This is a genomic window from Halomonas cerina (genome assembly GCF_014192215.1).
Taxonomy (GTDB): domain Bacteria; phylum Pseudomonadota; class Gammaproteobacteria; order Pseudomonadales; family Halomonadaceae; genus Halomonas; species Halomonas cerina.
The window spans coordinates 1-23,976 of the sequence record NZ_JACHXP010000004.1 but is presented as its reverse complement, the minus strand read 5'-3'; the positions used below and the strand labels follow the sequence as shown (position 1 = coordinate 23,976).

The window sequence follows — 23,976 nt, the reverse complement described above, 5'->3', positions numbered from 1 at the left end:
ATCATCCGTTCAGTACCAGCTGAATGTTGGCCTCGATTTCCTCGGCGTTGAGCCCCTTACCTTGATGCTCTTCCGTCACCAGCAGGATACCGTTGTCTCCGCCGCCCTCTGACAGCGGGAGTATCCCCTGTTGGCGATAGGCCGCCAGCTTGCGTTCCCAGCGCTGCCGGTACTCGTGGTTGTTCATCATGCCATTATGTTTCCAGTACCAGGCTTGTCCGCCGTCATCATCCTTGATGGTAAAGTCCGGATAGCGCTCAACGCCGCCAAGCTTCAGCGGCTGCTCATACTGGTAATCGATGCCTGCACGGTGAAGCTTGTCGGCAATGATCCATTCTGATTTTGAGCGGACCAGCTCTCTCTTCTCTGTCCGGTAGATCAGGTTGTCGTCGAGGAACACGGACTGGTTGCCAGTCTTGATTTCTACAGGCTTGGATGTCGAGAACAGGTTGGTCATGCGGCGGTAGATCTCCGATGACTGACTATGGCTGAACCTGTGCAGGTCTCGGAAATCGCCCTGATGAAGAATGACCACCTTCTCTCTGTGCCGAGTTAACGCTGTATAGAGCATCTCCCGTGACAGCAGGCGGCAGGGGTTGGGAATGACCAGGAAGGTCGTGCCGAATTCGCTGCCCTGGGTCTTGTGTATGGTCAGTGCATAGGCGAGTTCTAGTGGAGGTGTCTTTTCCTGACCATCGAACTCCCACGGTTTGTAATGGTACTTGAAGCCGGATTGACTGGAGAGTTCGACTTCAAGGTCTTTTTCAAGGCTTTTCGGAAACTTGTTTCTTGTTCTTTTTTTTCTGTGGCCTACAACGATGCCAATGTCTCCATTGGCTACGTATTTGTCATCCTTTGCCGGGTAGACATAGCGTTTTTTGTTGTTCTGGATGTTGATGACTTTGTCACCGTAAATGATGCCTTCCGGACCTGCAGGGCTCGGAATGACACGTCTGTATCCTGTAGCATTCGCCTTTCCGATGAAATCTTTGCGAAACTGTTGCTGTATGGCTCGATTTAGAGCCAGCACCCCGACCTGGCTTTGCCGCACCGGGGACAGGATCTGCCACGCTTCGGCCTTCTCTGACGCTCCCGAGAGATCCTTGTAGCGGTTGTTGAAGAAGACGTTGGTCTGGCCTTTGAATTCAGAGCGCACACCGCCGATGGTCTCCTCGAGTCCAACTTCATCATTGATGGAGTCGAGCTCACCCAGCTCTGCCACCATCTCTTCCATCAGCCTCGCCTGCAACTGATCCGGCTCGTTCCAGCGCACCAGTTTCACGAAGGGGGACTCTGTCCCGCCGAGGGTATGCCACACCTCGTCGGCACCCGCATCCTGGGGGCGACCGCTGAAGGCATTGGCAAGCAGCAGATCGGTGCGTACGTTTTCCGCGTGGCCCTGCTGTCGCATCGTTACCGTGAGTTCGGCATAGCCCGGTGCCACCCGCGGGGACAAGCTCTCGACATTACCCGGTTTCAGGTGCTCCACGATATCCACATAAGGGCGGCCGGCCCCGATGGGTGGAAGCTGCCGAGAGTCCCCGACCAGAATCAGCCGAGCCACGCCCTGGGTGGCATCGAGAAGGGCCGCCAGCTGCTCCTCGGTCAGCATAGAGCACTCATCGATCACCACGGTCCTGTGCGCCGAGGACTTTGGGGCCGACCTGTTGACGTAATAGCGCCCGGTCTTGCCATCGTAGCGGTTCAGGCCATTGAGAAACTGGGCAATCGTCCTGCCCTCGCCGGCCATCCCGCTGGCCTGCTCGAGCCTCACGCGCGCCTTGCCGGTAGGTGCCAGCAGTAGCACGCCTTCATTAGTGACCGACTCGATGGCGCAGAGGGCCTTCAGCAGGGTGCTCTTGCCGGTACCGGCAGAGCCCATCAGTACCGATACGCGGGACCGATAGATCTGCTCCAGGGCGGCGGCCTTCTCCTTGCGAGCCTGCTGGTCGTCATCGTCGAGGGCCGCTGTCAGCTCATTTCCGTCAATCGCCCGGTTGACCAGAGCCAGCCAGTCGTGCTCGCCGCCATTGGGGGTACCCTTGCGGCGTTTGGTGATCACGCTTCTGATCAGTTGCGAGGTCTCAGTGAATCGCCGCAGCTGGTAGGCCGGCTCGTCCGCCATGGCGGTGCCGGCGATGTCCGGCGAGAGACACTCCTCGACAACCGACAGGGTATCGGCATCCAGCGGACAGTCAGGCTTCATCGGCTGTTGGCGTACACGCCGGATCAACCAGCTGGCGGGCAGCAGGGTATGGCCGTCGCTGGCGGCTTGCTCCAGCACATGGATCATGAGCGCACGCACGCGCCGTTCGTCGATGGCTTCATGCACCGGGCTGGGTTCCGGTATCGGGAATGCCTGGCGCAGCGTCTCAGGCGGAAAGAGTCCGCGATCGATGACCGAGAAGGCGATGGGGTCTTCCTGCAGGCGGTCCTGTTCGTAGACGAGATAGGGATTCGCCAGTATCTCCTTGTCCGACAGCCCGATCCTGGCGGATTCACGCTCGGTGGCCTGGTACCAGCGCAGCGCCTGATCGTTGGACAGGTTGAAGCGGGCCAGCAGCATCAGCAGGTCGCGGCGTTCGTCAGGCAGTTTTTCCCACTTCTGGCGCTGGGTCTTGCCGATCCCTTCGCTAAGGTAGTCCGGCAGGCTGTCGGGGTGGCTCAGGGCCTCGCCGAGCAGCGGCCAGGGGTCGACCGGTCGTTCGCTGTCGCCCAGCAGGTGCCAGGCCAGCAGGTTGCCGTGGGGGAGGCCGAAGGCATGCAGGGCGGACCCCAGGCCCGGGAAGGCGCCACGAACCTGCCAGAGCCGGTTCAGTTCGCGGTCGATCCACTCCAGGAAGTCGTCCCAGGGGGCCTCCAGGAGATGGCGCATAGCCTTGATAGCCTTCTCCAGGGCCAGCAGCGAGGCGATGGCGCCGTCCTGAGGGAGCAGCTCGCTACCGTAGGAGTATTTCTCGAAGTACTCGTCAGGGGCGAAGGCGGCGCAGTCCGTCAGGTCGATGGTGTCATCCTGTTCAGCCAGTACCAGCAGCTCCTGGTACGGGAGCAGGAAGCCATCGTTGACATCCGGCCGGATGGAGTGCGTGATGTTGCGCTCCCAGAGGTAGCCGGTGATCCGGTCCGTTGGGCGGGACTCTCCCGCATAGCGATACTCTGTGGGTGCGCCCACGCTCTTCACCCGGCCCACACCGACGATCACGCGGCGGGGGTCTTCCGCGAGGGGTGTGCGCTTGGCGTAGAAGAACACCAGAGACTGCTCGGGTTTGGCCGCGCTAAAGAAGGTATCCAGCAGAATTCGCTGGTTGGTGCCTTCCTGGGCCCAGTTGGTGTCAAAGCCCAGCTCGGGTTCGCGCGCGACTTCGTAGCCGAGCTGCAAGGCCTCCGCCCGGCTAGTGACCCCGGTGCGGTCGTTGCCCTCCGCCTGATCCTTGAGCATCCAGCGGAAGGGAATCGCGGCGGCCGAGTAGGGCGGTATGGTGTAGGGCGTCGGGGCGAAGTGTCCGTGCGTGGTTTCCGACGTCTTGGCATAGGGATGGTGTTTCAGCAGCGATTGCGGGAAGGGCGCCATGATGGTGCCGTGCTCATCCACGCAGGGGGGTAGCTGGTCTCGCTCCAGCCCCTCGAGGCTCTCGCCGGCATGCTCGGTTTCATGGCGGTCGTCACGCCCGGTGGCAATGCGGGGCAGGATGGTGCAGCTGGTATTGCTACAGGGGTTGTGGCAGAAGGTGCCCTGCCACCCGTTGTCATGCCAGGGCACGCGGATGGTCAGGTGGTGGACGGGGAGCTTCCTTGCGCCTTCGATCATGTCATCGTTTCCTTGTGCTTATACCCGGAACACCTTCATTACTTCATCGCCGAGGTGGTTGATTACCTTCACCGCGATGCGCCCCGCCTTCGGCCTCGCGAAGGGTCGCGAGGTATCGCTGTGGAGGGTCGCCCAGGCGTCCTCGTCGATCTCCGCCTTGAGAGTGGTCTTCAGCGACTTGTAGGGGTCGTTGGCACCGAGGAAGTAGGCCTGGCGCACGAAGAAGCTCTCCTCGTTGTAGTCGGTATCGATAAACCAGCAGGCGATGCCCTCGGCGCCATCGGAGCGGACCTCGCCGGTGTTGGGATGGAAGACGTCGACCCCGTTGACCTTGACCTGGATCTGTCCCGGTTCGCCGTCACCTGTTCCATTCGGGCCTGCGGCATCGAGGATATCGATGTCCGGCTCACCGAAGATGACGAAGAGGTTGCCCTTACCCGTGTTCTTGAGGTCGTCGGCCATGTGAAGGTCGGCATTCATGCGCGCCTTGAGCACCGGTATGCGCCCTAGCTTGTCGAACTCGCTGGAATGGGCGTCATAGTTGAAGGCGCAGGCGATCAGCACGTCGAAGTCGGCGTCGCCGGCCTCGCGGGCGGCGGCCACCAGGTCCGGGCGGGAGACGGTGCCGAACTCGGGGCCGATGAAGATGGCGGCGCGTTTCTCCTGGCCGGCTGTCTCGTCGCCTCCTTCGACCCCTTTACCCTCAACAAAGCGTCCCTCGGCGCAGGCCAGGTCACCTGGCCATGGGGTGAGGGAAGTGAAGGAGATCTTGTCTTCCCTGTGGGCCTGCTGGACCCCGGCGGTCTTGAGGTTCTCCAGGATGATCTGCACGAAGTCGCGCTCTTCCGCGTAGTCACCCTCGCTCTCGGCAACGGCCGGGTCGATCAGCTCGTCGTTCTCGTCCACGCCCAGTACCCTATGGGGCGAGAGGCTCTCCACGGTGAAGGGCCCGGCGACGCGGACCTTCTTCCTGTCTTCGTAGGGTTTGTCATAGAGGAACTCCTGGTCAGCCTTGGCGGCGATAGAGGCGTCGATCTCCTGCTGGCGGGCGATGCGCTGCTCCCACCACCTGGCGTGAATCTGCTTGGCCTCTTCCGGCCACTCCTCACCGGCCTCGCGGGGAATCTCCCACTCCTCCCATTTGGCTGCCACGGCGTCGTTGAGCCGCTCGCGGAGCGGCTCCAGGGTTTCCTGGAAGCGCTCCCAGATCACATCGATCTCGGTGTTGTTGGCGATGGCCTTTAGGGTGATATGGGGCACTCGCTGGTACACGAAACCGTGGCCGATATTGCCCCGGGTAGGCTGGCTGGAGGGCGCCGTGCGGGTGATTTCCGCTTCCTTAAGCTGGCCGTCGCGGCTGTCGGCCAGCAAATAGTAGGGGTAGCGGGCACCCATGATCCGGGCGCGGGCCAGGGCCAGCGCTACGCGCGATGTATCGATGGTGATCCAGCGACGGCCCCATTGTTCTGCGATGGTGGCAGTGGTGCCTGAACCACAGGTGGGGTCTAGGACCAAGTCGCCAGGATCGGTTGCCATCAAAAGACAGCGCTCGATGACCTTTGTTGCTGTCTGAACAACATACACCTTGTCATCTGTAAAATTTCCCGAACCAGTATCGGTCCAGATATTTCCGTGAACTGCTAGCTCGAAATCAGTATGGAATCGTATATATCGAATCGAGTTTTTGGCTACATGAATCCGTCCAGCCTTGGCAAGGCGCTCAACGCCTGACGGATAGTTCGCCTTCCAGTGAGAGTTCTTTTTCCACGGATCATAAGTTTTTCCTCTAAATGCAAAAGGTTGTTTATCTTTAGCGCGACCTTGTGATGCCATATCACCCGGCGAGTATGGTTTTGCTTTACTAGGAATGGGGTGTGCGCCTCGAGTTTCCTTAGTGCTAACACCACGGTAGGTGAAGTCATCAAAAAATAGCCATTTCGCATTTCCTTCCCCCAACGTGAAATCCTTTTTATAAAAAGGAGGTCTTGATTTTCCGCTTGATTTTTCTCTTGTGTACCAAAGGACAAAATCGGACATATTGCCCAAGTAATTTGATTCAAAGCCCGTGGTTGTCTGAATGGTGATTAAGCTGGCAAAGTTCTGCTCTCCAAAAACATCATCCATCACCGCTCTAACTCTGTGTATATTTTCATCACCAATCTGCACGAAGATGGAGCCAGAATCGGTCAATAAGTCTCGAGCTACTGTAAGTCGGTCACGTAGGTAGGTCAGGTAGGAATGTATGCCATCCCGCCACGTATCGCGAAAGGCCTTGACCATTTCCGGCTCGCGGGTGATATGGGCGGCATTGCCATCCTTGACGTCGCGACTGGTGGTGGACCACTGGAAGTTGGAGTTGAATTTGATACCGTAGGGTGGGTCGAGATAGATGCACTGCACCTTGCCGCGCAGGCCCTCGCGCTCAGCCAGGCTGGCCATCACCTGCAGGCTGTCGCCTAGAATCATGCGGTTGGTCCAGTGGGCCTCGTGCTGGTAGAACTCTGTAGTGGCGGCGTCGTTTTCCAGGCCGTTGAAATCGGCGAAAAGATCGTGCTGGTCGTCGCTGGCCTGCTGATCGGCCTCGCTGCGCCGGCGCAGGTCGTCGATCAGCACCTTGGGGTGCACCTTCTCCTGGATGTAGAGCGGCGGAGCGTGCACCACCAGATCGGACCAGTCCTGCTGATCCTTGCCGCGCCAGACCAGCTGGGGGTCCAGATCGCGGTTGCGGTTCTCCTTCTCCTCGCTCAGCTCACCGTTGCCGCGCGGGTAGCTGACCCTGACCGGAGCCTGGTCGTCCTTGCGCATCACCGACTGGTATTCGGCGGTGGGGATATTGCGCCGCGTGGCCTCGTCGTGGGTGAGAGACTCGACGGACTTGGGAGTCGTGGATTGTGTCTTTCTGGCCATGGTAAATCCCTTACGCTGCCGGCTTGGCGGTCACGCGGCTGATCATGTGGTGGAACTCGGACTCGACCTTGCTGGCGAAGTCGTCCTGCATCTGGAACACATCGGTGAATTCGGCGAAGGCCCAGCGGCCATAGCTGCCCAGGTGGTTCACCCCGGGCACCCAGTAGGTATCCATGGTGGCCTTCTTCTCCTTGGCATCCTCGCCGCGGTAACCCTTGATCTCGACGATCAGGTTGAGCGGGTCATCTTCGCCGTGGCCGTCGTCGACCTGCACGATGAAGTCCGGGCGATAGCTGCGGGTTTCCGATGCGTAGCGGTAGGGCACCTCGAACCCGAGGTTGTGGTTCTTCACGTAGGCCAGCACGTGCGGATGGGCCTCGGCGACGCGGCAGAACTCGGCCTCCCAGTCGCTGTCGAGCACCACCCAGTTGAGCTGGCAGTGGCGGCTGTCGGTTTCGTAGCGCTCTGTCTTGGTAGTAGGGAAGTTGACGTGCACCGTGGAGCCGGTGGGGTTGTAGGGGTCGAGCACCGCCTTGATGGGGCGTTTGCCCTGTTCGGCACGGGTAATGGCCGCGGTGATGCGGTCGCAGGCGATATCGGCCAGGGCCTGGTACATCAGCAGGCCAGGGTAGGTGTCGCCCTTGCAGACCAGGCAGGTGTCTAGCCACTGCCGGGTGATGCGCTTGAGCTGGCCGAACAGGTGCAGCTTGGGCTCCTCGCCGGGGTCACGCCACTTGGTGTATAGCAGGCGCTGGGTGAGGTGGAAGAGCAGCGAGGAGCGTCGCATGTCGCGGATATGCTCGAGGCTGAGGTCCACCGCCTCGCCGATGATGCCGGAGTTCTTGGTGATCGAAGGGCCGACGATGGCCGGGGTGAGCTCGAACACCGAGTCCTCGTTGAAGTGTGCCGTGAGGCGCTCATCCGGCAGCTCCACGCGGTAGCCGGCCACGCGGGGGAAGGTGATCTCCAGCGCTTCACGTTCCGGCAGCACGGCCTTGACCTGAACGGTTTCCCGTGGCGGCTGGGGCGGGGCGATCACCGGCTTGGCGGTGAAGTCGAAGGGGATGCCGAGCACGTCGGCGTATTCGACGTTGAAGCGTCCCTCTTCATTGAGGTCATAGGACTGGCGGCGCAGGGCGCGGCCGATCACCTGCTCGCAGAGCAGCTGGGTGCCGAAGGCGCGCACGCCCAGCACGTGGGTGACGGTATTGGCGTCCCAGCCCTCGGTGAGCATGGAGACGGAGACCACGCAGCGGATGGATTCGCCGAGCTGATCCTTCTTGCCGACGGTGTTCATGACCTCGCGCAGCAGCGTGGCGTCGTCGATCTCCTTGCCGGCGCGCAGGTCGTTGGCCAGGGCCCCGCCCCGTTCCAGCGCCTCGCGCTTGAAGCGCTCGATCTCGTCGGCGGCCAGGGTGCGGAAGTTCTTGTCCAGGGCCTCGCCGGACTCCAGCTGTTCGCTGTCGATCAACAGGGTGTTGGGGCGGGGAAGAGGGTTGCCGTGCTCGTCGAAGTTGCGGAACAGCTCCAGGCGGCCGTTCTCGACATTTTCTGTGCCATCTTCGTTCTCGCGAACGAAGCCGGAGATGTAGTCGTAGACGAGCTTGGAGGTGGCGGTGTTGTTGCACACCACGATGAAGCAGGGGGGCACCTTGATGCCGGCCTTCTGCCAGAGCTGCCAGGTCTTCTCGTAGTGGCCATAGAGGGCCTGGAGAGCGGTCTGCAGCTCTACCGGGATGCTGAGGGGGTCGAGCTCCTTGCCCTGACCGCGACCTTTCTTGGGCATCTTCTTGCCGATGTGTTTCCACAGTTCGCGGAACATGGGCATTTCGTTGCCGGGGATATTCTCGGCCACGGGGACTCGGGGTAGCTTGACGATGCCGCACTCGATGGCATCCATCAGCGAGAAGTCGCTCATGGTCCAGGGGAAGAGGGTGCCTTCCACGTAGCCTGAACCGCTGAGGAAGAAGGGCGTGGCGGAGAGGTCATACACGCGAGCAACGCCCAGCTTGCGATTGACCGCCTCCAGGCCGCTGATCCACAGGCGGGCGGCTTCCTTGTTCTTCTCGGCCTCTTTCTTCTCATCGCCCTTGAGGGCTTCTTCGTCGGCGTCCCCCGGCTTCTCGCGGTAGCAGTGGTGGGCTTCGTCGTTGATGACGAGGATATTCTTCAGCCCCATCAGCTCGGGCATGACCCGCTGCAGCATCTGGCCTTCGGATTCGATCGTGTTCAGCTCATCCCCGCCTCGCCCCTGCAGCAGCAGGCGACCACCTCGGGAGAGTTCCAGGCGTTCACGCCGTTTGAAGGCGTGGTAGTTGGTGATGACGATCTTGGCCTTGCCCAGATCCTCCAGCATGTCGCTGGGCACGAGCTCGCGGCTCTTGTAGTAGCTGTCCGGATCATTGGGCATCAGCACGCGCAGGCGGTCGCGAATGGTGATGCCGGGGGCAACCAGCAGGAAACCGCGCGTGAAACGCTTGCTGTTGGGGTGACGCACGGCATTTAGGGTCTGCCAGGCGATCAGCATGGCCATGACGGTGGTCTTACCGGCCCCGGTGGCGAGCTTGAGCGCCAGGCGCATAAGCTCCGGGTTGGCCTCGTTGTTGGCGTTGGCCAGGTGCTCCAGGAAGCGAGCGCCGTTCTTGCCGATCTTCGGGGCGACCTCGGTCAGCCAGATGGCCGTTTCCACGGCCTCGACCTGGCAGAAGAAGGGGCGGATGCCGGCGTAGTCATGGTGTCGCCAGTGCTGCAGCAGCCGGGCGGTTTCCGGGGTCACGCGCCAGTCGCTGGGGTTGGGGAGGCGGCGCCATTTGTCCACCTCCTCACGTACGGCAGTAATAACGGCCGTGTGATCGTACTGCTGGTCGTCATCAGACAGCCCCAGGCCTTCGTCGAACGCCATGGTGGCCTGCTTGCCGCCATCCTTGCGCTTCTTGGGCTTGGGGATAGGGGTGATGAACTCAGCCTTGCGACGCTTCTCTAGGATTTTCTGGGTGGGTTGGCCCTGATCATCCAGCTCCCAATGGCGGCCGGGGTACTCATAGGGCGAGTTGAGTATGGGTCGCTCGAAGAATGGTTCCATGTTCCCTGCCTAGCTTCCTGCGCTGGTGATGACAACCTGCTTCCAATGAGGAGGAGGTAGTCCCAACTTTCGTCGTAAGATGCATTGGTATCCTATTTTTCAGGAAAGCGTAACAGAGCGATATCAGATTGTCGCTGAATGTACGAATGCGACTTTGGCCGCGTCATGTTGGGGCGATTATCGGCCAGTCAGAAGGCTCACGCCGGGGTGGCGCAGCTCTCCAGCCGACAGGGCACGCTATCGCGGTTGCGGAAGCGGTGGGAGACGTTGGTGTCGAAGTAGTAGGCCTTGCCGGGGCCCAGCACCCGAGCGTCGGCGCCGATGGTGATCATCGATCTCGCCTTCCAGCAGCACGCCGGCCTCCTCGCCCTGGTGGGCGATCATCTCGCGGCCGGTGTCCACGTCGGCCAACTCGTCGGCCGCATAGAAGACCCGGTTGCGGCTCTCCAAGTCCATGGCGAAGAAGTCGCCGACGCTCATGGTGATGGCGTCGAGGATCTTCTTCAGCGAGCTCACCGAGGGGCTCACCTTGCCCTGCTCGATGAGTGAGAGGCTGGAGTGGGTCACGCCGCAACGCTTGGCCAGCTCGCGCTGGGATATACCTTTCAGGTTACGCAGGGCGCGCAGTCGCGCGCCCGTGCCAGGCCTCAGCACAGGGCGTCGAGCTTCTCCTTGAGCAGGGCGTTGACCTGCTGGGGATTGGCGGTGCCCCGTGAGGCCTTCATTACCTGCCCGACGAAGTAGCCGATCATCTTGCCGCGCTTCTCGGGCTCGGCGTCGCGATACTGGGCCACCTGGGCCGGGCTGTCCGCGATGACCTGATCGATCATGGCCTCGATGGCACCGGTGTCGGTAACCTGCTTAAGGCCCTTGGCCTCGATCACCTCGTCGGCACTCTCGCCCTGGTCGTTCCACAGCGCCTGGAAGACCTGCTTGGCGGCCTTGCCGTTGATGGTATCGTCCATGACACGGCGGATCAGCTCGCCGAGTTGGCGGGCCGAGACCGGGCTGTCGCCGATGGCCAAGCCTTCGCGGTTGAGGGCTCCGGAGAGCTCGCCCTGCACCCAGTTGGCGGCCTGCTTGGCGTCGCCGCAGACGTCTTTGACCTCTTCGAAGTACTCGGCCATCTCGCGGCTGGCCGAGAGCACCCCGGCGTCATAGGCGGACAGGCCCAGCTCGCCCTCGAAGCGGGCACGCTTGGCGGCGGGCAGTTCCGGCAGGGTGTCGCGCAGATGATCCACGTAGGCCTGGTCGAGCACCACCGGCAGCAGGTCGGGACAGGGGAAGTAGCGGTAGTCGTTGGCCTGCTCCTTGGTGCGCATGCTGCGGGTCTCATCCGCCTCGGGATCGAACAGGCGCGTCTCCTGGATCACCGTGCCGCCATCCTCGAGCAGCTCGATCTGGCGTTCCACTTCGTATTCGATGGCCCGCTCGACGAAGCGGAAGGAGTTGACGTTCTTGATCTCGGCGCGGGTGCCGAAGGCTTCCTGGCCCTTGGGGCGCACCGAGACGTTGACGTCGCAACGCATCGAGCCCTCGGCCATGTTGCCGTCGGAGATCCCTAGGTAGGTGACGATGGAATGGATCGCCTTGAGGTAGGCTGCTGCCTCCTTGGCGCTGCGCATGTCCGGCTCGGAGACGATCTCCAAAAGCGGGGTGCCGGCCCGGTTCAGGTCGATCCCGGTCATGCCGTGGCCCCTTCCGTTGGAGAAGAGCTCGTGGAGCGACTTGCCGGCATCCTCCTCGAGGTGGGCGTGGTGCACGCGCACGGCCTTGGTACTGCCGTCGTCGAGGGCGATCTCCACCTCGCCGGGCCCCACGATGGGATGGTACATCTGGCTGGTCTGGTAGCCCTTGGGCAGGTCCGGGTAGAAGTAGTTCTTGCGATCGAACACCGAGACCTCGGGAATCTCGGCATGGATGCCCAGGCCGAACTGCACGGCCATGGCCACGGCCTGCTCGTTGAGCACCGGCAGCACGCCAGGCAGGCCCAGATCCACGGCGCAGGCCTGGGTGTTGGGCTCGGCGCCGAAGGCGGTGGAGGCGCCGGAGAAGATCTTGGAACGGGTGGCGAGCTGGACGTGGACCTCCAGGCCGATCACGGTTTCCCATTGCATCAGGCGGTCTCCTCAATGATCCCGGGACGGCGCAGGTGCCAGTCGGTGGCCTGCTGAAACTGGTGGGCGACGTTGAGCAGCCGCGCCTCGGCGAAGTGGGTGCCGAGGATCTGCAGGCCGATGGGGCGGCCTCCCGTGGGGCGGCCTCCCGTGGAGCGGCCTCCCGTGAAGCCGGCCGGCACACTGATACCGGGAATGCCGGCCAGGTTCACGGCGATGGTGTAGATATCCTGCAGGTACATCGATACCGGGTCCTTGTTGGCGCCCAGGTCGAAGGCCGGCGTCGGCGAGGCCGGGCCCATCAGCACGTCGACCTCGTCGAAGGCGTCGAGGAAGTCCTGGCGGATCAGCCGGCGCACCTGCTGGGCCTTCTTGTAGTAGGCGTCGAAGAAGCCCTCGGACAGAGTGTGGGTACCGATCAGGATGCGCCGCTTGACCTCCTCACCGAAGCCCTCAGCGCGGCTGCGCTTGTAGAGGTCGATCAGGTCGGCCGGCGCCTCGCAGCGGTAGCCGAAGCGCACGCCATCGAAGCGTGACAGGTTGGAGGAAGCCTCCGCCGGGGCGATGACGTAGTAGGCGGGGATGGCGTAGGGGGTATGCGGCAGGCTGACCTCGCGCACCGTGGCGCCCAGCGTCTCAAAGACGCCGATCGCCTCGCGCACCGCGCCTTCCACCTCGGGCGATAGGCCGTCGCCGAAGTACTCCCGGGGCAGGCCAATCTTGAGGCCGGACAGCGGGGCGTCGAGCTCCTCCGTATAGTCGGGTACCCCCCGGGCCACGCTGGTGGAGTCGCGCAGGTCATGGCCGGCGATGGCGCCGAGCAGCAGCGCACAGTCGGCGGCCGAACGCGCCATGGGGCCGGCCTGATCGAGGCTCGAGGCGTAGGCGATCATGCCGTAGCGCGATACTCGGCCGTAGGTGGGCTTCAGCCCGGTGAGGCCGCAGAAGGCCGACGGCTGGCGGATCGAGCCGCCGGTGTCGGTGCCCATGGCCGCCGGCACCAGCCCCGCGGCCACCGCGGCGGCACTGCCGCCGGAGGAGCCACCGGGCACCGCGGCGAGGTCCCAGGGGTTCTTCACCGGGCCATAGAAGCTATTCTCGTTGGACGAACCCATGGCGAACTCGTCCATGTTGGTCTTGCCGAGGCTCACGGTACCGGCGGCCGCGAGCTTCTCGACCACGGTGGCATCATAGGGCGAGACGAAGTTGTCGAGCATCCGCGAGCCGGCGCTGGTCTTCACGCCCCGAGTGCAGAAGATGTCCTTCAGCGCCAGCGGCAGGCCGGTCAGCGGGCCGGCCTCGCCCTGGGCGCGGGCGGCATCGGCCTGGTCCGCGGCCTCGAGGGCCTGCTCAGCGGTGACGGTGATGAAGCTGTTGAGTTCGCCATCGTGGCGCTCGATGCGTGCCAGCAGGTGCTCGGTGAGCTCGCGGCTGGAGAACTCGCCGGCGGACAGCGCGGCGGCGAGTTCGGTCAGTGTCTTGTCATGCATGGGCCCTGGGCTCCGTGATGGCTTGCCGTTGACGGGGGAGGGCGAGGCGAATCATTCGACGACCCGCGGCACCAGATAGAGGCCGTTTTCCACCGCCGGCGCGCAGCGCTGGAAGGTTTCGCGCTGGTCGCTCTCGGTGACCTCGTCGGCGCGCAGGCGCTGGGTGGCATCCAGCGGGTGGGCCAGGGGGGCGACCCCCTGGGTGTCGAGGGCCTGCAGCTGGTCGACCATCTCCAGGATGCGGCCGAGGTCGTCCAGGTAACGGGCGGCCTCTTCGTCGTCCATGCCGAGCCGGGCGAGATGGGCGGCCCTGAGAACGTCTGCGTGTTCAAGCGCCATGTTCGGATGTCCTCGAAGGGATGGGGTCAGGTAAAATGACCGCAAAAGGTACCACATCCCGGCCGCGGCTGGCAGGTCTGGCGGGGGGCGGCGCACGGGGTTGCGCTTGCTGCAGGGGGGCCACGGTGATACCGTTTGCCACCGCACAGGGCTCCCGGACTGCACTAGGTAACGACTCCATGTTCAAACGCTTGAGGGGGCTGTTCTCCAGCGATCTGTCGATCGACCTGGGGACGGCCAATACGCTGATCTATGTCCGCGGTCGCGGCATCGTGCTCGACGAGCCGTCGGTCGTGGCGATTCGCCAGTCCGGCAACATGCGCAGCGTGGCCGCCGTGGGTTTCGATGCCAAGCGCATGCTGGGCCGTACCCCCGGCAACATCACCGCGATCCGGCCCATGAAGGATGGGGTGATCGCCGACTTCACCGTCACCGAGCAGATGCTCCAGTACTTTATTCGCAAGGTCCACCAGAGCACCTTCCTGACCCCGAGCCCGCGGGTGCTGGTCTGCGTCCCCTGCATGTCGACCCAGGTGGAGCGCCGGGCCATCAAGGAGTCCGCCGAGGGGGCCGGTGCCCGTGAGGTGTTCTTGATCGAGGAGCCGATGGCCGCGGCGATCGGGGCCGGCCTGCCGGTGGAAGAGGCCCAGGGCTCGATGGTCGTCGATATCGGCGGCGGCACCAGCGAGATCGCCATCATCTCGCTCAACGGCGTGGTCTACTCGGAATCCATCCGCGTCGGCGGCGACCGCTTCGATGAAGCCATCACTGCCTATGTGCGTCGCCACTACGGCAGCCTGATTGGCGAAGCCACCGCCGAGCGGATCAAGGAGGAGATCGGCTGTGCCTACCCGGGCGGTGAACTGCGCGAGATCGATGTGCGGGGCCGCAACCTCGCCGAGGGCATCCCGAGGAGTTTCACCCTTAACTCCCACGAGATCCTCGATGCCCTGCAGGAGACCCTGAGCTCCATCGTCGCCGCGGTGAAGAGCGCCCTGGAGCAGGCGCCCCCGGAGCTGGCCTCCGATATCGCCGAGCGCGGCCTGGTGCTGACCGGCGGCGGGGCGCTGCTGCGCGACCTGGACAAGCTGATCGCCGAGGAGACCGGCCTGCCGGTGGTGGTCGCCGAGGATCCGCTGACCTGCGTGGCTCGCGGCGGCGGCAAGGCCCTCGAGATGATCGATCAGCACACCTTCGAGCTCCTGTCTAGCGACTGACGACCTGCACGGGATATCGCAGGGGGACCCTCTATCAAACCGCTGTTCTCGCACGGATCGGTACCCGGTTATCGCATGCTGCTGTGTGCCCTGCTGGCCACGGGGCTGATGGTTGCCGATCTGCACTCCAGACGCATGGAGGCCGTGCGGGCTCAGCTCTCCACCCTGGTGGCGCCGATCCAGTGGCTGGTGAGCCTGCCGAGTGACGCCCTCAACTGGGGCGCGCTGGTGCTCTCGGACCAGCAGGCCCTGGTGGAGGAGAACCGGCGGCTGCGCGAGCAGATTCTGACCCTGTCGCACCGGGTACAGCGCATGGCCAGCCTCACCGCGGAGAATGTGCGGCTGCGCGAGCTGCTGTTGGCCACCCGCGAGCGGGATATCCCCTACATCACCGCCGAACTGTTGTCGCTGGATGCCGACCCCTTCACCCACCAGATGGTGATCGACCGCGGCCATCGTGACGGGGTCTATGTGGGACAGCCGGTGATGGATGCCTCGGGGTTGGTGGGACAGGTCACCGCGGTATCGGCCTATGCCGGCCGGGTGCTGCTGCTGGCCGATGCCAGTCATGCCCTACCGGTCCAGGTCAATCGCAATGGACTGCGCTTTATCGTCCAGGGATCCGGGAACTATCAAGCGCTGAATGTGCTGCATGTTCCCGACACCGCCGACATCCGCGAAGGAGATCTGCTGGTGACGTCGGGGCTCGCGGGCCGCTTCCCTGCCGGCTACCCCGTGGCCCGGGTCGCCGAGGTGGTCCACGATCCCGGCCAGCCCTTCGCCCGAGTCACGGCGGTGCCGGTCGCCCAGCTGCAGCGCTCCCGCCACTTCCTGCTGCTGTTTCCTCCCGAGCCGCATCCGGTGCCCGGGCGGGGCGGCTGGTCCCGCCACCTGTCGCCTACCGCCCTCGAGGCTGCCCTGGAGGTAGCGGGACTGATCGAGAAGGAAGCGTGATGGCGACGAGTAACCCCGCCGTGAACCTGCCCTGGATCTGGCTGACCCTGCTGCTGGCACTTTGCCTGCAGGTGATGCCGCTGGCCGATGGCTGGCAGATCTGGCGCCCCGACTGGCTGGGGCTGATGCTCATCTACTGGTGCATGAGGGTGCCCCGACGGGTCGGCGTCTTCCATGGCTTCGTGCTGGGCCTTCTGCTCGACCTGATCGAGGGCGCGCCGCTGGGCCAGAATGCCCTGCTGCTGTCGCTGTTGGCCTTCCTCTGCGCGCTGGTCTATCCGCGCTTTCGGGCCTACTCGCTGCTGCAGCAGGCGGTACTGATCCTGGTGCTGTTGGGCACGGTCCAGCTGGTCGAGCAGTGGCTGCGCACCCTGCTGGGGCCCTTCTCCATCCATCTCTCCTTCCTGTTGCCCTCGCTGATCGGGGCGGCCCTGTGGCCTTGGCTGACTACCCTGTTCCGGGCCCTGCGCCGCCGTCCCGCCAGCTCCTGATGCGGGAGTCCGCCATGCCTGCTCCTGATGTGTCCCCTGTGCTCTGCCTGGCCTCGGCCTCGCCCCGTCGTCGTGATCTGCTGGCCTCGATCGGGGTGGCGGTGGAGGTATGCCCGGTGGATATCGACGAGACCCCGCGGCCTGGGGAGCCGGCCGACGCCTACGTGACGCGGCTGGCCCGCGAGAAGGCCCTGGCCGGTGCGCGGTTGTCACCGCTGCCGGTCCTGGGGTCGGACACCGCCGTGGTGCGCGACGGCGAGATCCTCGGCAAGCCCGAGGGGCGCTCGCATGCCGCGGCCATGCTGAGCTCCCTGTCGGGCCGATCCCACGAGGTGCTGACCGCGGTGGCCGTGAGCGGCCCGGCCGGGCTGCTCGAGACCTGCGTGCCTACCCGCGTCGTGATGCGGGTGATCGACGAGGACGAGATCCGTGCCTACTGGGCTACCGGCGAGCCCGTGGACAAGGCCGGCGGCTACGCCATCCAGGGGTTGGCGGCGGTGTTCATCGCTCGCCTCGAGGGCAGCCATTCGGCGGTGGTGGGCCTGCCGCTCTTCGAGACCGCGTCGCTGCTGGCACGCCAGGGCGTGCCGATATGGAATCGCGCTATGTCATAATGCCCCGAGTTTCTTCTGGACAAGGATTTCCGCATGAGCGGTGAAGTACTCATCAACCTGACGCCGATGGAAACCCGCGTCGCCGTGGTCGAGAACGGCGTGCTTCAGGAGGCCTTCATCGAGCGGGCCCGACGCCGGGGCATTGTCGGCAACATCTACAAGGGCCGGGTGGTCCGGGTGCTGCCTGGTATGCAGGCCGCCTTCGTCGACATCGGGCTCGACCGCGCCGCCTTCATCCACGCCCACGAGGTGATGCCGCCGGGCACCCCCGCCGATGATCAGGCCTCTATCGGCACCCTGCTCCATGAGGGGCAGTCGCTGGTGGTGCAGGTCACCAAGGACCCCATCGGCTCCAAGGGGGCGCGGCTGACCACCCATCTCTCGGTGCCATCGCGTTATCTGGTCTACATGCCGGACGCGCCGCACAACGGGGTCTCCCAGCGCATCGAGGACGAGAGCGAGCGTGAGCGGCTGCGAGGACTGATCGAGACGGCCCTGGCCGAGCAGAGCCTGGAGGTGACCGGCGGCTTCATCGTGCGCACCGCCGCCGAGGGGGTAAGCGTCGAGGCGCTGGCCACCGATATGCACTTCCTGCTGCGCCTGTGGCGCAAGGTCAGCGAGCGCCGGGTGACCGCCTCGGCGCCCAGCGTGATCTACGACGACCTGCCACTGTTCATCCGCATCCTGCGTGACGTGATGCGTGACGACATCGAGAAGGTGCGCATCGACTCCCGGGAGAACCACGTCAAGCTCCTCGAGTTTGCCGAGGAGTTCATGCCCGATGCCGTGGGGCGTATCGAGCACTATGCCGGCGAGCGGCCGATCTTCGACCTCTACAGCGTCGAGGACGAGATCCAGAAGGCACTGGGGCGCAAGGTCCAACTCAAATCGGGCGGTTACCTGGTCATCGATCCTACCGAGGCGATGACCACCATCGACGTCAACACCGGCGGCTACGTGGGGCACCGCAACCTCGAAGAGACCATCTTCAAGACCAACCTCGAGGCCGCCACCGCCATCGCGCGCCAGCTACGCTTGCGCAACCTCGGCGGCATCATCATCATCGACTTCATCGACATGGAGGACGCCGAGCACAAGCGCCAGGTGCTGCGGATGCTGGAGAAGTCGCTGGAGCGCGATCATGCCAAGACCAAGTGTACCGGCGTCACCGAACTGGGGCTCGTCCAGTTGACCCGCAAGCGCACCCGGGAAAGTCTCGAGCAGACCCTGTGCGAGGCCTGTCCGGCCTGCCAGGGGCGTGGAACCCTCAAGACCCCGGAGTCGGTCTGCTACGAGATCTTCCGCGAGATCCTGCGCGAGGAGCGGGCCTATAGCGCCGAGACCTACACCGTGCTGGCTTCCCAAGCGGTGGTCGACCGGCTGCTCGACGAGGAATCGGCGGCGGTGGCAGACCTGGAGGAGTTCATCGGCAAGACCATCCGCTTCCAGGTCGAGATCCATTATTCCCAGGAGCAGTACGACATCGTGCTGATGTGAGTCCATGCCGCCGATTCGCCTGGTCATCCGCTGGTCGTTGACGTTGATAGCGCTGCTGATGGCGGTGCTGGCGCTGCTGACTCTGGTCCTGCGCCTGCTGTTGGGCCAGGCCGATGCGGTGACCGGGCGTCTGGAGAGCCTGCTGTCGTCGCGTCTCGAGGCGGTGGTGACCCTCGAGCGCCTCGACGGCGGCCTGACAGGCTTTGATCCTCGCCTGGAACTCGCCGACCTGGACCTCCGTTCCCGTGAGGGGCTCGGACACTTCCCGCTGCTCGAGGTGGAGCGGGCCCGGCTGCGCCTCGATACCCTGGACAGCCTGCGCCTGGGCATGCCTCGGCTCTCCCAGGCCCGTCTCGAGGGCGTGACCCTGCACCTCTACCAGGATCAGGAAGGACGCTGGCGCTGGCCGGCTCCCGCCGAGGTGCCGGAGGCGCTGACGCCCGAGGGGCGCTTCGATCTTCAGCGGCTGGACTTCTGGGTAGGCGTGCTACTGCGTCAGCGGGCCTGGGTCGAGGACCTGCGGGTGGTGCTCCATGGCCAGCGCCAGGAGACGATCCTGCAGGCCCCTCGGCTGCTGATGACCGGAGATGCGCGGCGCGCCCATCTCGAGGGCGAGGTGCGAGTGGCAGGGCAGCGCGACCAGGCCATGCGGGTGGTGATGGAACTGGTGCCTGGCCCCGGTGGCCTGCAGGACTTTAGCGCGGCGCTGCAAGCGGACATGCAGCTGAAGAGCCTGCTGAGTGTCGTCGAACTGCTGGGGGTCGGCGATCGCCTGGCGCTGCAGGCCGCCAGTGGCCAGGCCAGGCTCTGGGGGCGCTGGCAGCGAGGGGCGCTGGCCGATGCTCGCCTCGACCTCGAGGTGCCGCTGCTCTCGCTGCAGCGCCAGGATGTGCCCCCTGGGCCGGAGCCGTCGTCGATCGTGCTGCGCGAGCTCAGCGTGCGTGGCCAGTGGCTGCGCCAGGAGGAGGGTTGGGAAGCCTGGCTGGAGGGCGATGCCGAGAGCGCCGACTGGGCCGCGCCGGTGCGCGCCGAGGGAAGTTCCGGTCTGGCGGTACCCCGCTACTGGCACGCCACGGGCGCCGGGGAGGACTGGTGGCTCACCACCAGCGGGTTCGAACTGGGCGCCCTGGCCGCCTGGCAGGGCCGCCTGCCGCTTCCCGAAGGGCTGGCCAGGACGGTCGCCACCCTGGCGCCCCGCGGGCGTGTCACGGGCCTCGCCCTGGGGCGTCGCGAAGGCGAGTGGCTGGCGCGCGCCTCGGCCACCGATGTGGAGGTATCGCCCTGGCAGCAGGCCCCGGGCGGGGGGCCGCTGGATATCTGGGTGGAATCGCGCAATCTCACCGGACACGTCGAGTTCGCGGGCGGCGACGGCACGCAGCTGTACTTCCCGCAGCTCTTCCAGGCGCCCATGCGCCTCACCCGGGCGAGTGGCCAGGTGGACTGGGCCTATGACGGGCCGCACAGCTTCGTCAGTGGTCGCGGGCTCGAAGCCGTCTGGCAGGGGGCCGGGGTGACGGGCGGCTTCGGGCTCTCCGTCGGCGGGCAGGGTCGCGGTGGCTTCGGCCTGTCGCTGGATTTTCACGACGTGGATGCCGTCTCCCGGCCGCTTACCGACTGGCTGCCCATGCCGCTGCTGCGCCAGAAGGTGAACGCCGAGCTCGGAGACTGGCTGGCCGCGGAGGTGGCCGGTCGTGTATCCCAAGGGACGCTGCGCCTGCATGTGCCGATCCGTCCCCGGGCGTCCGAGGACGAGAAGATCGACCCGACCCTGGAACTCGATCTCGAGGTCGTCGATGGCCGGCTGCCCTTCGCCCCGGACTGGCCGGCGCTGACGCAAGTCACGGGGCGCCTGGCGGTGGAAGACGAGACCCTGAGCGCCGACATCGACCATGCCGTGAGTCTTGGGGTCCGGGCCAGGCAGGGCGAGGTGCGCCTGGCGGAAGGGCGCGTGGCGGTGACGGCCGACCTCGCAGCCGGGGTGCCGGCCCTTCGGGACTACTTGGCGGCGATGCCGGTCGAGGGCATGGCGGCGGTGCAGTCGTTGCAAGGCGAAGGTGAGGCGACGGCCGAGCTGTCGCTGACCCTGCCGCTGGCCTCACCCGAGGCCCTGGCGCTGGACATCGAGGGCCGTCTCGATCGGGCGCAACTGCGCCACGCGCCTTCCGGACTCGAGGTGACGGCGCTGTCGGGCCCGCTGGCCTGGCACCAGGCGGCCGGTCAGGGGGCGCTTTCTGGAGAGCTCGCCGGCCGCCTGCTAGGGGGACCGGTTCGGGCTACCCTCGAGACCGACGCGGGGGAGATCGCGCTCTCCGGCACCGCCACCGCCGAGGCGCTGCTGACCCGGGCCGGGATCCCGCGGGGTGACGACGTGGTGCAGGGCCGCCTGCCGTGGCAAGGTCATGTGGCCATCGGCGGCGAGGCGCCTTCGCTGCACCTGGAGAGCACCCTCGAGGGGTTGAGCATCGCCCTGCCGGCGCCACTGGGCAAGGCCGCCGAGGCGATACTGCCGCTACGTCTGGACCTGGTCCTGGAGCAGGAAATGCGGCTGAGGGGGCGGCTCGGCAGTCGCCTCGGCTTGCGTTGGCGAGAGCGGGGCGGCGGCCAGGGGCAAGTGTGGATCGGGCGCGAGGCGCCGTTGGCCTGGCCCGAGGGGGCAGGCTGGTCGGTGCTGGCCTACCTGCCGCGCCTGGCCCCGCGAGACTGGGCCGTGGATCTGGCGCCCTTGGCCGAGGGCGGTGCGGCGCAGGCCGGTGGCGCGGTGTCCCTGTCCCGGGTAAGGTTGGAAACCGACTGCTTGAGCGTCGAGTCGCGCTGTCTCGGCTCGCTGTCCGCCCAGGGGCGTCCGGATGCGGGGGGCTGGCGTCTGGATCTGGGTGGTAGCCTGCTGGACGGGCACGTCGACTATCGACCGGGGCTGTCGGTGCCCTTGGACATCGCCCTGGAGCGGTTGACCCTGGATGGCCTGGTGCCGTCGGCCGAGGGAACGCGGCAGGGGGGAGGGCGGTTGTTCGACGAACTCGCCATCCCGCCCGAACCGGTCCCCTTTCCGGCGTGGGTCGACGGGCTGCCGGTCGGGCGTCTGAGGATCGCCGATCTGACCTGGCAGGGCCAGCGCTTCGGCCCTCTCAACGTGGGGTGGCAGGCCGGTTCCGAGCGCCTGCGGCTTCAGCCGCTGGGCCTGACCCTGGGCGAGATCTCGGCCCATGGCGACCTGGTCTGGGAGGCCACCGGCTCGTCGGCCAGCCTGACCCGGGCCCGCCTCGACCTCGATGGCGGAGACGCCGGGACGGCCCTGGCGGCCCTCGGCCAGCCGGTGGTGCTGCGCAGCGCGGAAACCCGCGTCCAGAGTCAGCTGGCCTGGCCGGGTGCCCCCTGGCAGTTCGCCCTGGAGCGCTCCCGAGGCAGCCTGGCGGTCAGGCTGCGCGATGGCCGCTTTGTCCATCTCGAGTCGCCCTCCGCGAGGCTGGTGGGGCTGCTCAACGTCGACTACCTGCTGCGCCGGTTGCGCCTGGACTTTTCCGACGTCACCGGACAAGGCACCGCCTTCGACCGTGTCAGCGGTGACGCGACCCTGTATGGTGGGGTCTTGGAAACCCGCGGACCGGTGATGATCGAGGGACCGGCCACCCGCTTCACGCTGGATGGCAGTGTCGCCCTGGCCCGTCGGGAACTCGACATGCGGCTCGGCGTCACAGTGCCGGTGAGCCGCAACCTGCCACTGGCGGCGGTGATCGCCGGTGCGCCGGTGGTTGGCGGGGCGCTCTACCTCGCCGACAAGCTGTTCGGTGATGCCATCGATCGCGTCACCCGAATTCACTATCGCGTGCGGGGACCCTGGACCTCGCCGCAGATCTCTCTGGAAAGTGCCGAATGACCTCACCGACACATGCGCTGCTTGATGACGCCGTCCTGACCCTGCTGGCCCCGGGCGGCCTGGATCTCGATGCACTGGACGCCGGCCTTGGCCATGCCATGGGGCCGGGTGTCGACTATGCCGATCTCTACTTCCAGCGCAGCTGGCACGAGGGGTGGGTGCTGGAGGACGGCGAGGTCAAGGAGGCCAGCTACAACATCGATGGCGGCGTCGGGGTACGGGCCATGGCCGGCGAGAAGACCGGCTTCGCCTATTCCAATCAGATCACCGCCGATGCCCTGGCCGAGACGGGGCGCACCGCGGCCGGCATCGTCAGGCGCGGTGATCGTCTCGCGGTGGCGCCCCGTATCGCCGTGGCCAGTGATCCCCGCTATGCCGGAGTCGATCCGTTGACCGGGCTCTCCGCCGACGACAAGGTGGCCATGCTCAAGCTCGCCGACCGGATCGCTCGGGCGGCCGACCCCGCGGTGAGCCAGGTCAGCGCCTCGTTGACCGGCGTGCACGAGGTGGTGCTGGTGCGTGCCAGCGACGGCACCCTGGCGGCGGATATTCGCCCGCTGGTGCGCTTCAACGTCAGCGTGATCGCGGTGCGCAACGGGCGCCGCGAGCGGGGCAGCGCCGGCGGCGGCGGTCGTTACCCGATGGCGCGCCTGCGCGACGAGAATGTCGCCGAACGCTATGCCCGGGAGGCGGTGCGCCAGGCCCTGGTCAACCTGGAAGCGGTCGACGCGCCGGCCGGCCAGATGCCGGTGGTGCTGGGGGCCGGTTGGCCGGGTATCCTGCTGCACGAGGCGGTAGGGCACGGGCTCGAGGGGGACTTCAACCGCAAGGGCAGCTCGGCCTTCGCCGGGCGCATGGGCGAGCGGGTGGCGGCTCCCGGCGTCACCGTGGTGGATGATGCCACCCTGGCCGACCGGCGTGGCTCCATGAGCGTCGATGACGAGGGCACCCCGGGGCAAAGCACGACCCTGATCGAGGACGGCATCCTCACCGGCTATATGCAGGACAAGCTCAATGCCCGGCTGATGGGCATGGCGCCTACCGGCAATGCGCGCCGTGAATCCTTCGCCCACCTGCCCATGCCACGCATGACCAACACCTACATGCGGGCTGGCCAGGATGACCCGGCAGATATCATCCAGAGCGTGCGTCGCGGGCTCTATGCGGTCAGCTTCGGCGGCGGCCAGGTGGACATCACCTCGGGCAAGTTCGTGTTCTCGGCCAGCGAAGCCTACCTGATCGAGGACGGCAGGCTCACCGTTCCGGTCAAGGGCGCGACCCTGATCGGCAACGGTCCCGAGGCCATGGGTCGCGTGTCGATGGTCGGCCATGACCTCGAGCTCGACACCGGCATCGGGGTCTGCGGCAAGGAGGGGCAGGGGGTCCCGGTGGGTGTCGGCCAGCCGACGCTCAAGCTCGACGAGCTGACCGTAGGGGGAACGCAATCCTGAAGCTGAAAGTTTGAAGCTGGAAGCGGGAAGACAAATCCTGGCTTCGAGCTTCGAGCTTCGAGCTTCGAGCTTCGAGCTTCGAGCTTCGAGCTTCGAGCTTCGAGCTTCGAGCTTCGAGCTTCGAGCTTCGAGCTT

The 23,976-nt window shown here is 65.4% G+C and carries 13 protein-coding genes and 1 pseudogene; 7 read left to right on the top strand and 7 right to left on the bottom strand.

Annotated features, from left to right (window positions below):
* Position 1 precedes the first annotated feature (1 nt).
* From FHR94_RS04785 to gatC, 7 genes and pseudogenes are all read right to left on the bottom strand, one after another.
* Positions 2-3,808 (bottom strand): AAA family ATPase, encoded by a 3,807-nt coding sequence (locus tag FHR94_RS04785; protein WP_221188368.1) that lies wholly within the window; start codon positions 3,806-3,808, stop codon positions 2-4.
* A gap of 18 nt (positions 3,809-3,826) precedes the next feature.
* The gene (locus tag FHR94_RS04780; RefSeq protein ID WP_183324496.1) at positions 3,827-6,715 is read right to left on the bottom strand and encodes a site-specific DNA-methyltransferase; all 2,889 of its coding nucleotides are present in this window, start codon (positions 6,713-6,715) and stop codon (positions 3,827-3,829) included.
* A 10-nt stretch (positions 6,716-6,725) separates the two neighbouring features.
* Entirely contained in the window at positions 6,726-9,797 is a 3,072-nt protein-coding gene (locus FHR94_RS04775) for a BPTD_3080 family restriction endonuclease (protein WP_183324495.1), read from the bottom strand.
* A gap of 197 nt (positions 9,798-9,994) precedes the next feature.
* Positions 9,995-10,448: pseudogene (locus tag FHR94_RS04770) on the bottom strand (helix-turn-helix domain-containing protein).
* Positions 10,445-11,914, bottom strand: coding sequence for an Asp-tRNA(Asn)/Glu-tRNA(Gln) amidotransferase subunit GatB (gene gatB / locus FHR94_RS04765; RefSeq protein ID WP_183324494.1), 1,470 nt, complete (start codon positions 11,912-11,914; stop codon positions 10,445-10,447). The pseudogene FHR94_RS04770 and the gene gatB overlap by 4 nt, the downstream one beginning before the upstream one ends.
* Positions 11,914-13,404 (bottom strand): Asp-tRNA(Asn)/Glu-tRNA(Gln) amidotransferase subunit GatA, encoded by a 1,491-nt coding sequence (gatA, locus tag FHR94_RS04760; RefSeq protein WP_183324493.1) that lies wholly within the window; start codon positions 13,402-13,404, stop codon positions 11,914-11,916. The genes gatB and gatA overlap by 1 nt, the downstream gene beginning before the upstream one ends.
* Positions 13,405-13,455: 51 nt before the next feature.
* Positions 13,456-13,743: an Asp-tRNA(Asn)/Glu-tRNA(Gln) amidotransferase subunit GatC gene (gatC, locus tag FHR94_RS04755; protein WP_183324492.1), complete on the bottom strand. Its 288-nt coding sequence runs from the start codon at positions 13,741-13,743 to the stop codon at positions 13,456-13,458.
* 179 nt (positions 13,744-13,922) lie between these two features.
* On the opposite strand from gatC, the gene FHR94_RS04750 reads away from it, so the two are divergent.
* The 7 genes from FHR94_RS04750 (at position 13,923) to tldD (ending at position 23,841) form a co-directional block, all read left to right on the top strand.
* Positions 13,923-14,960 carry a rod shape-determining protein gene (locus FHR94_RS04750; protein WP_183324491.1) on the top strand — a complete coding sequence of 346 codons (1,038 nt, stop codon included), beginning with the start codon at positions 13,923-13,925 and terminating at the stop codon, positions 14,958-14,960.
* A 75-nt stretch (positions 14,961-15,035) separates the two neighbouring features.
* Positions 15,036-15,914, top strand: a complete 879-nt coding sequence (mreC, locus tag FHR94_RS04745) for a rod shape-determining protein MreC (RefSeq protein ID WP_221188367.1) — start codon at positions 15,036-15,038, stop codon at positions 15,912-15,914.
* A complete protein-coding gene (mreD, locus tag FHR94_RS04740; RefSeq protein ID WP_183324490.1) occupies positions 15,914-16,405 on the top strand; it encodes a rod shape-determining protein MreD in 492 nt (163 codons plus the stop codon). The genes mreC and mreD overlap by 1 nt, the downstream gene beginning before the upstream one ends.
* Before the next feature lie 14 nt (positions 16,406-16,419).
* On the top strand, positions 16,420-17,019 hold the full coding sequence (locus tag FHR94_RS04735) for a Maf family protein (RefSeq protein WP_183324489.1): 600 nt from the start codon (positions 16,420-16,422) through the stop codon (positions 17,017-17,019).
* A gap of 33 nt (positions 17,020-17,052) precedes the next feature.
* The gene (rng, locus tag FHR94_RS04730; RefSeq protein ID WP_183324488.1) at positions 17,053-18,516 is read left to right on the top strand and encodes a ribonuclease G; all 1,464 of its coding nucleotides are present in this window, start codon (positions 17,053-17,055) and stop codon (positions 18,514-18,516) included.
* Between the two features lie 4 nt (positions 18,517-18,520).
* Positions 18,521-22,390: a YhdP family phospholipid transporter gene (locus tag FHR94_RS04725; RefSeq protein ID WP_183324487.1), complete on the top strand. Its 3,870-nt coding sequence runs from the start codon at positions 18,521-18,523 to the stop codon at positions 22,388-22,390.
* Positions 22,387-23,841 (top strand): metalloprotease TldD, encoded by a 1,455-nt coding sequence (gene tldD, locus FHR94_RS04720; protein ID WP_183324486.1) that lies wholly within the window; start codon positions 22,387-22,389, stop codon positions 23,839-23,841. Before FHR94_RS04725 ends, tldD begins: the two co-directional genes overlap by 4 nt.
* Positions 23,842-23,976: the final 135 nt, after the last annotated feature.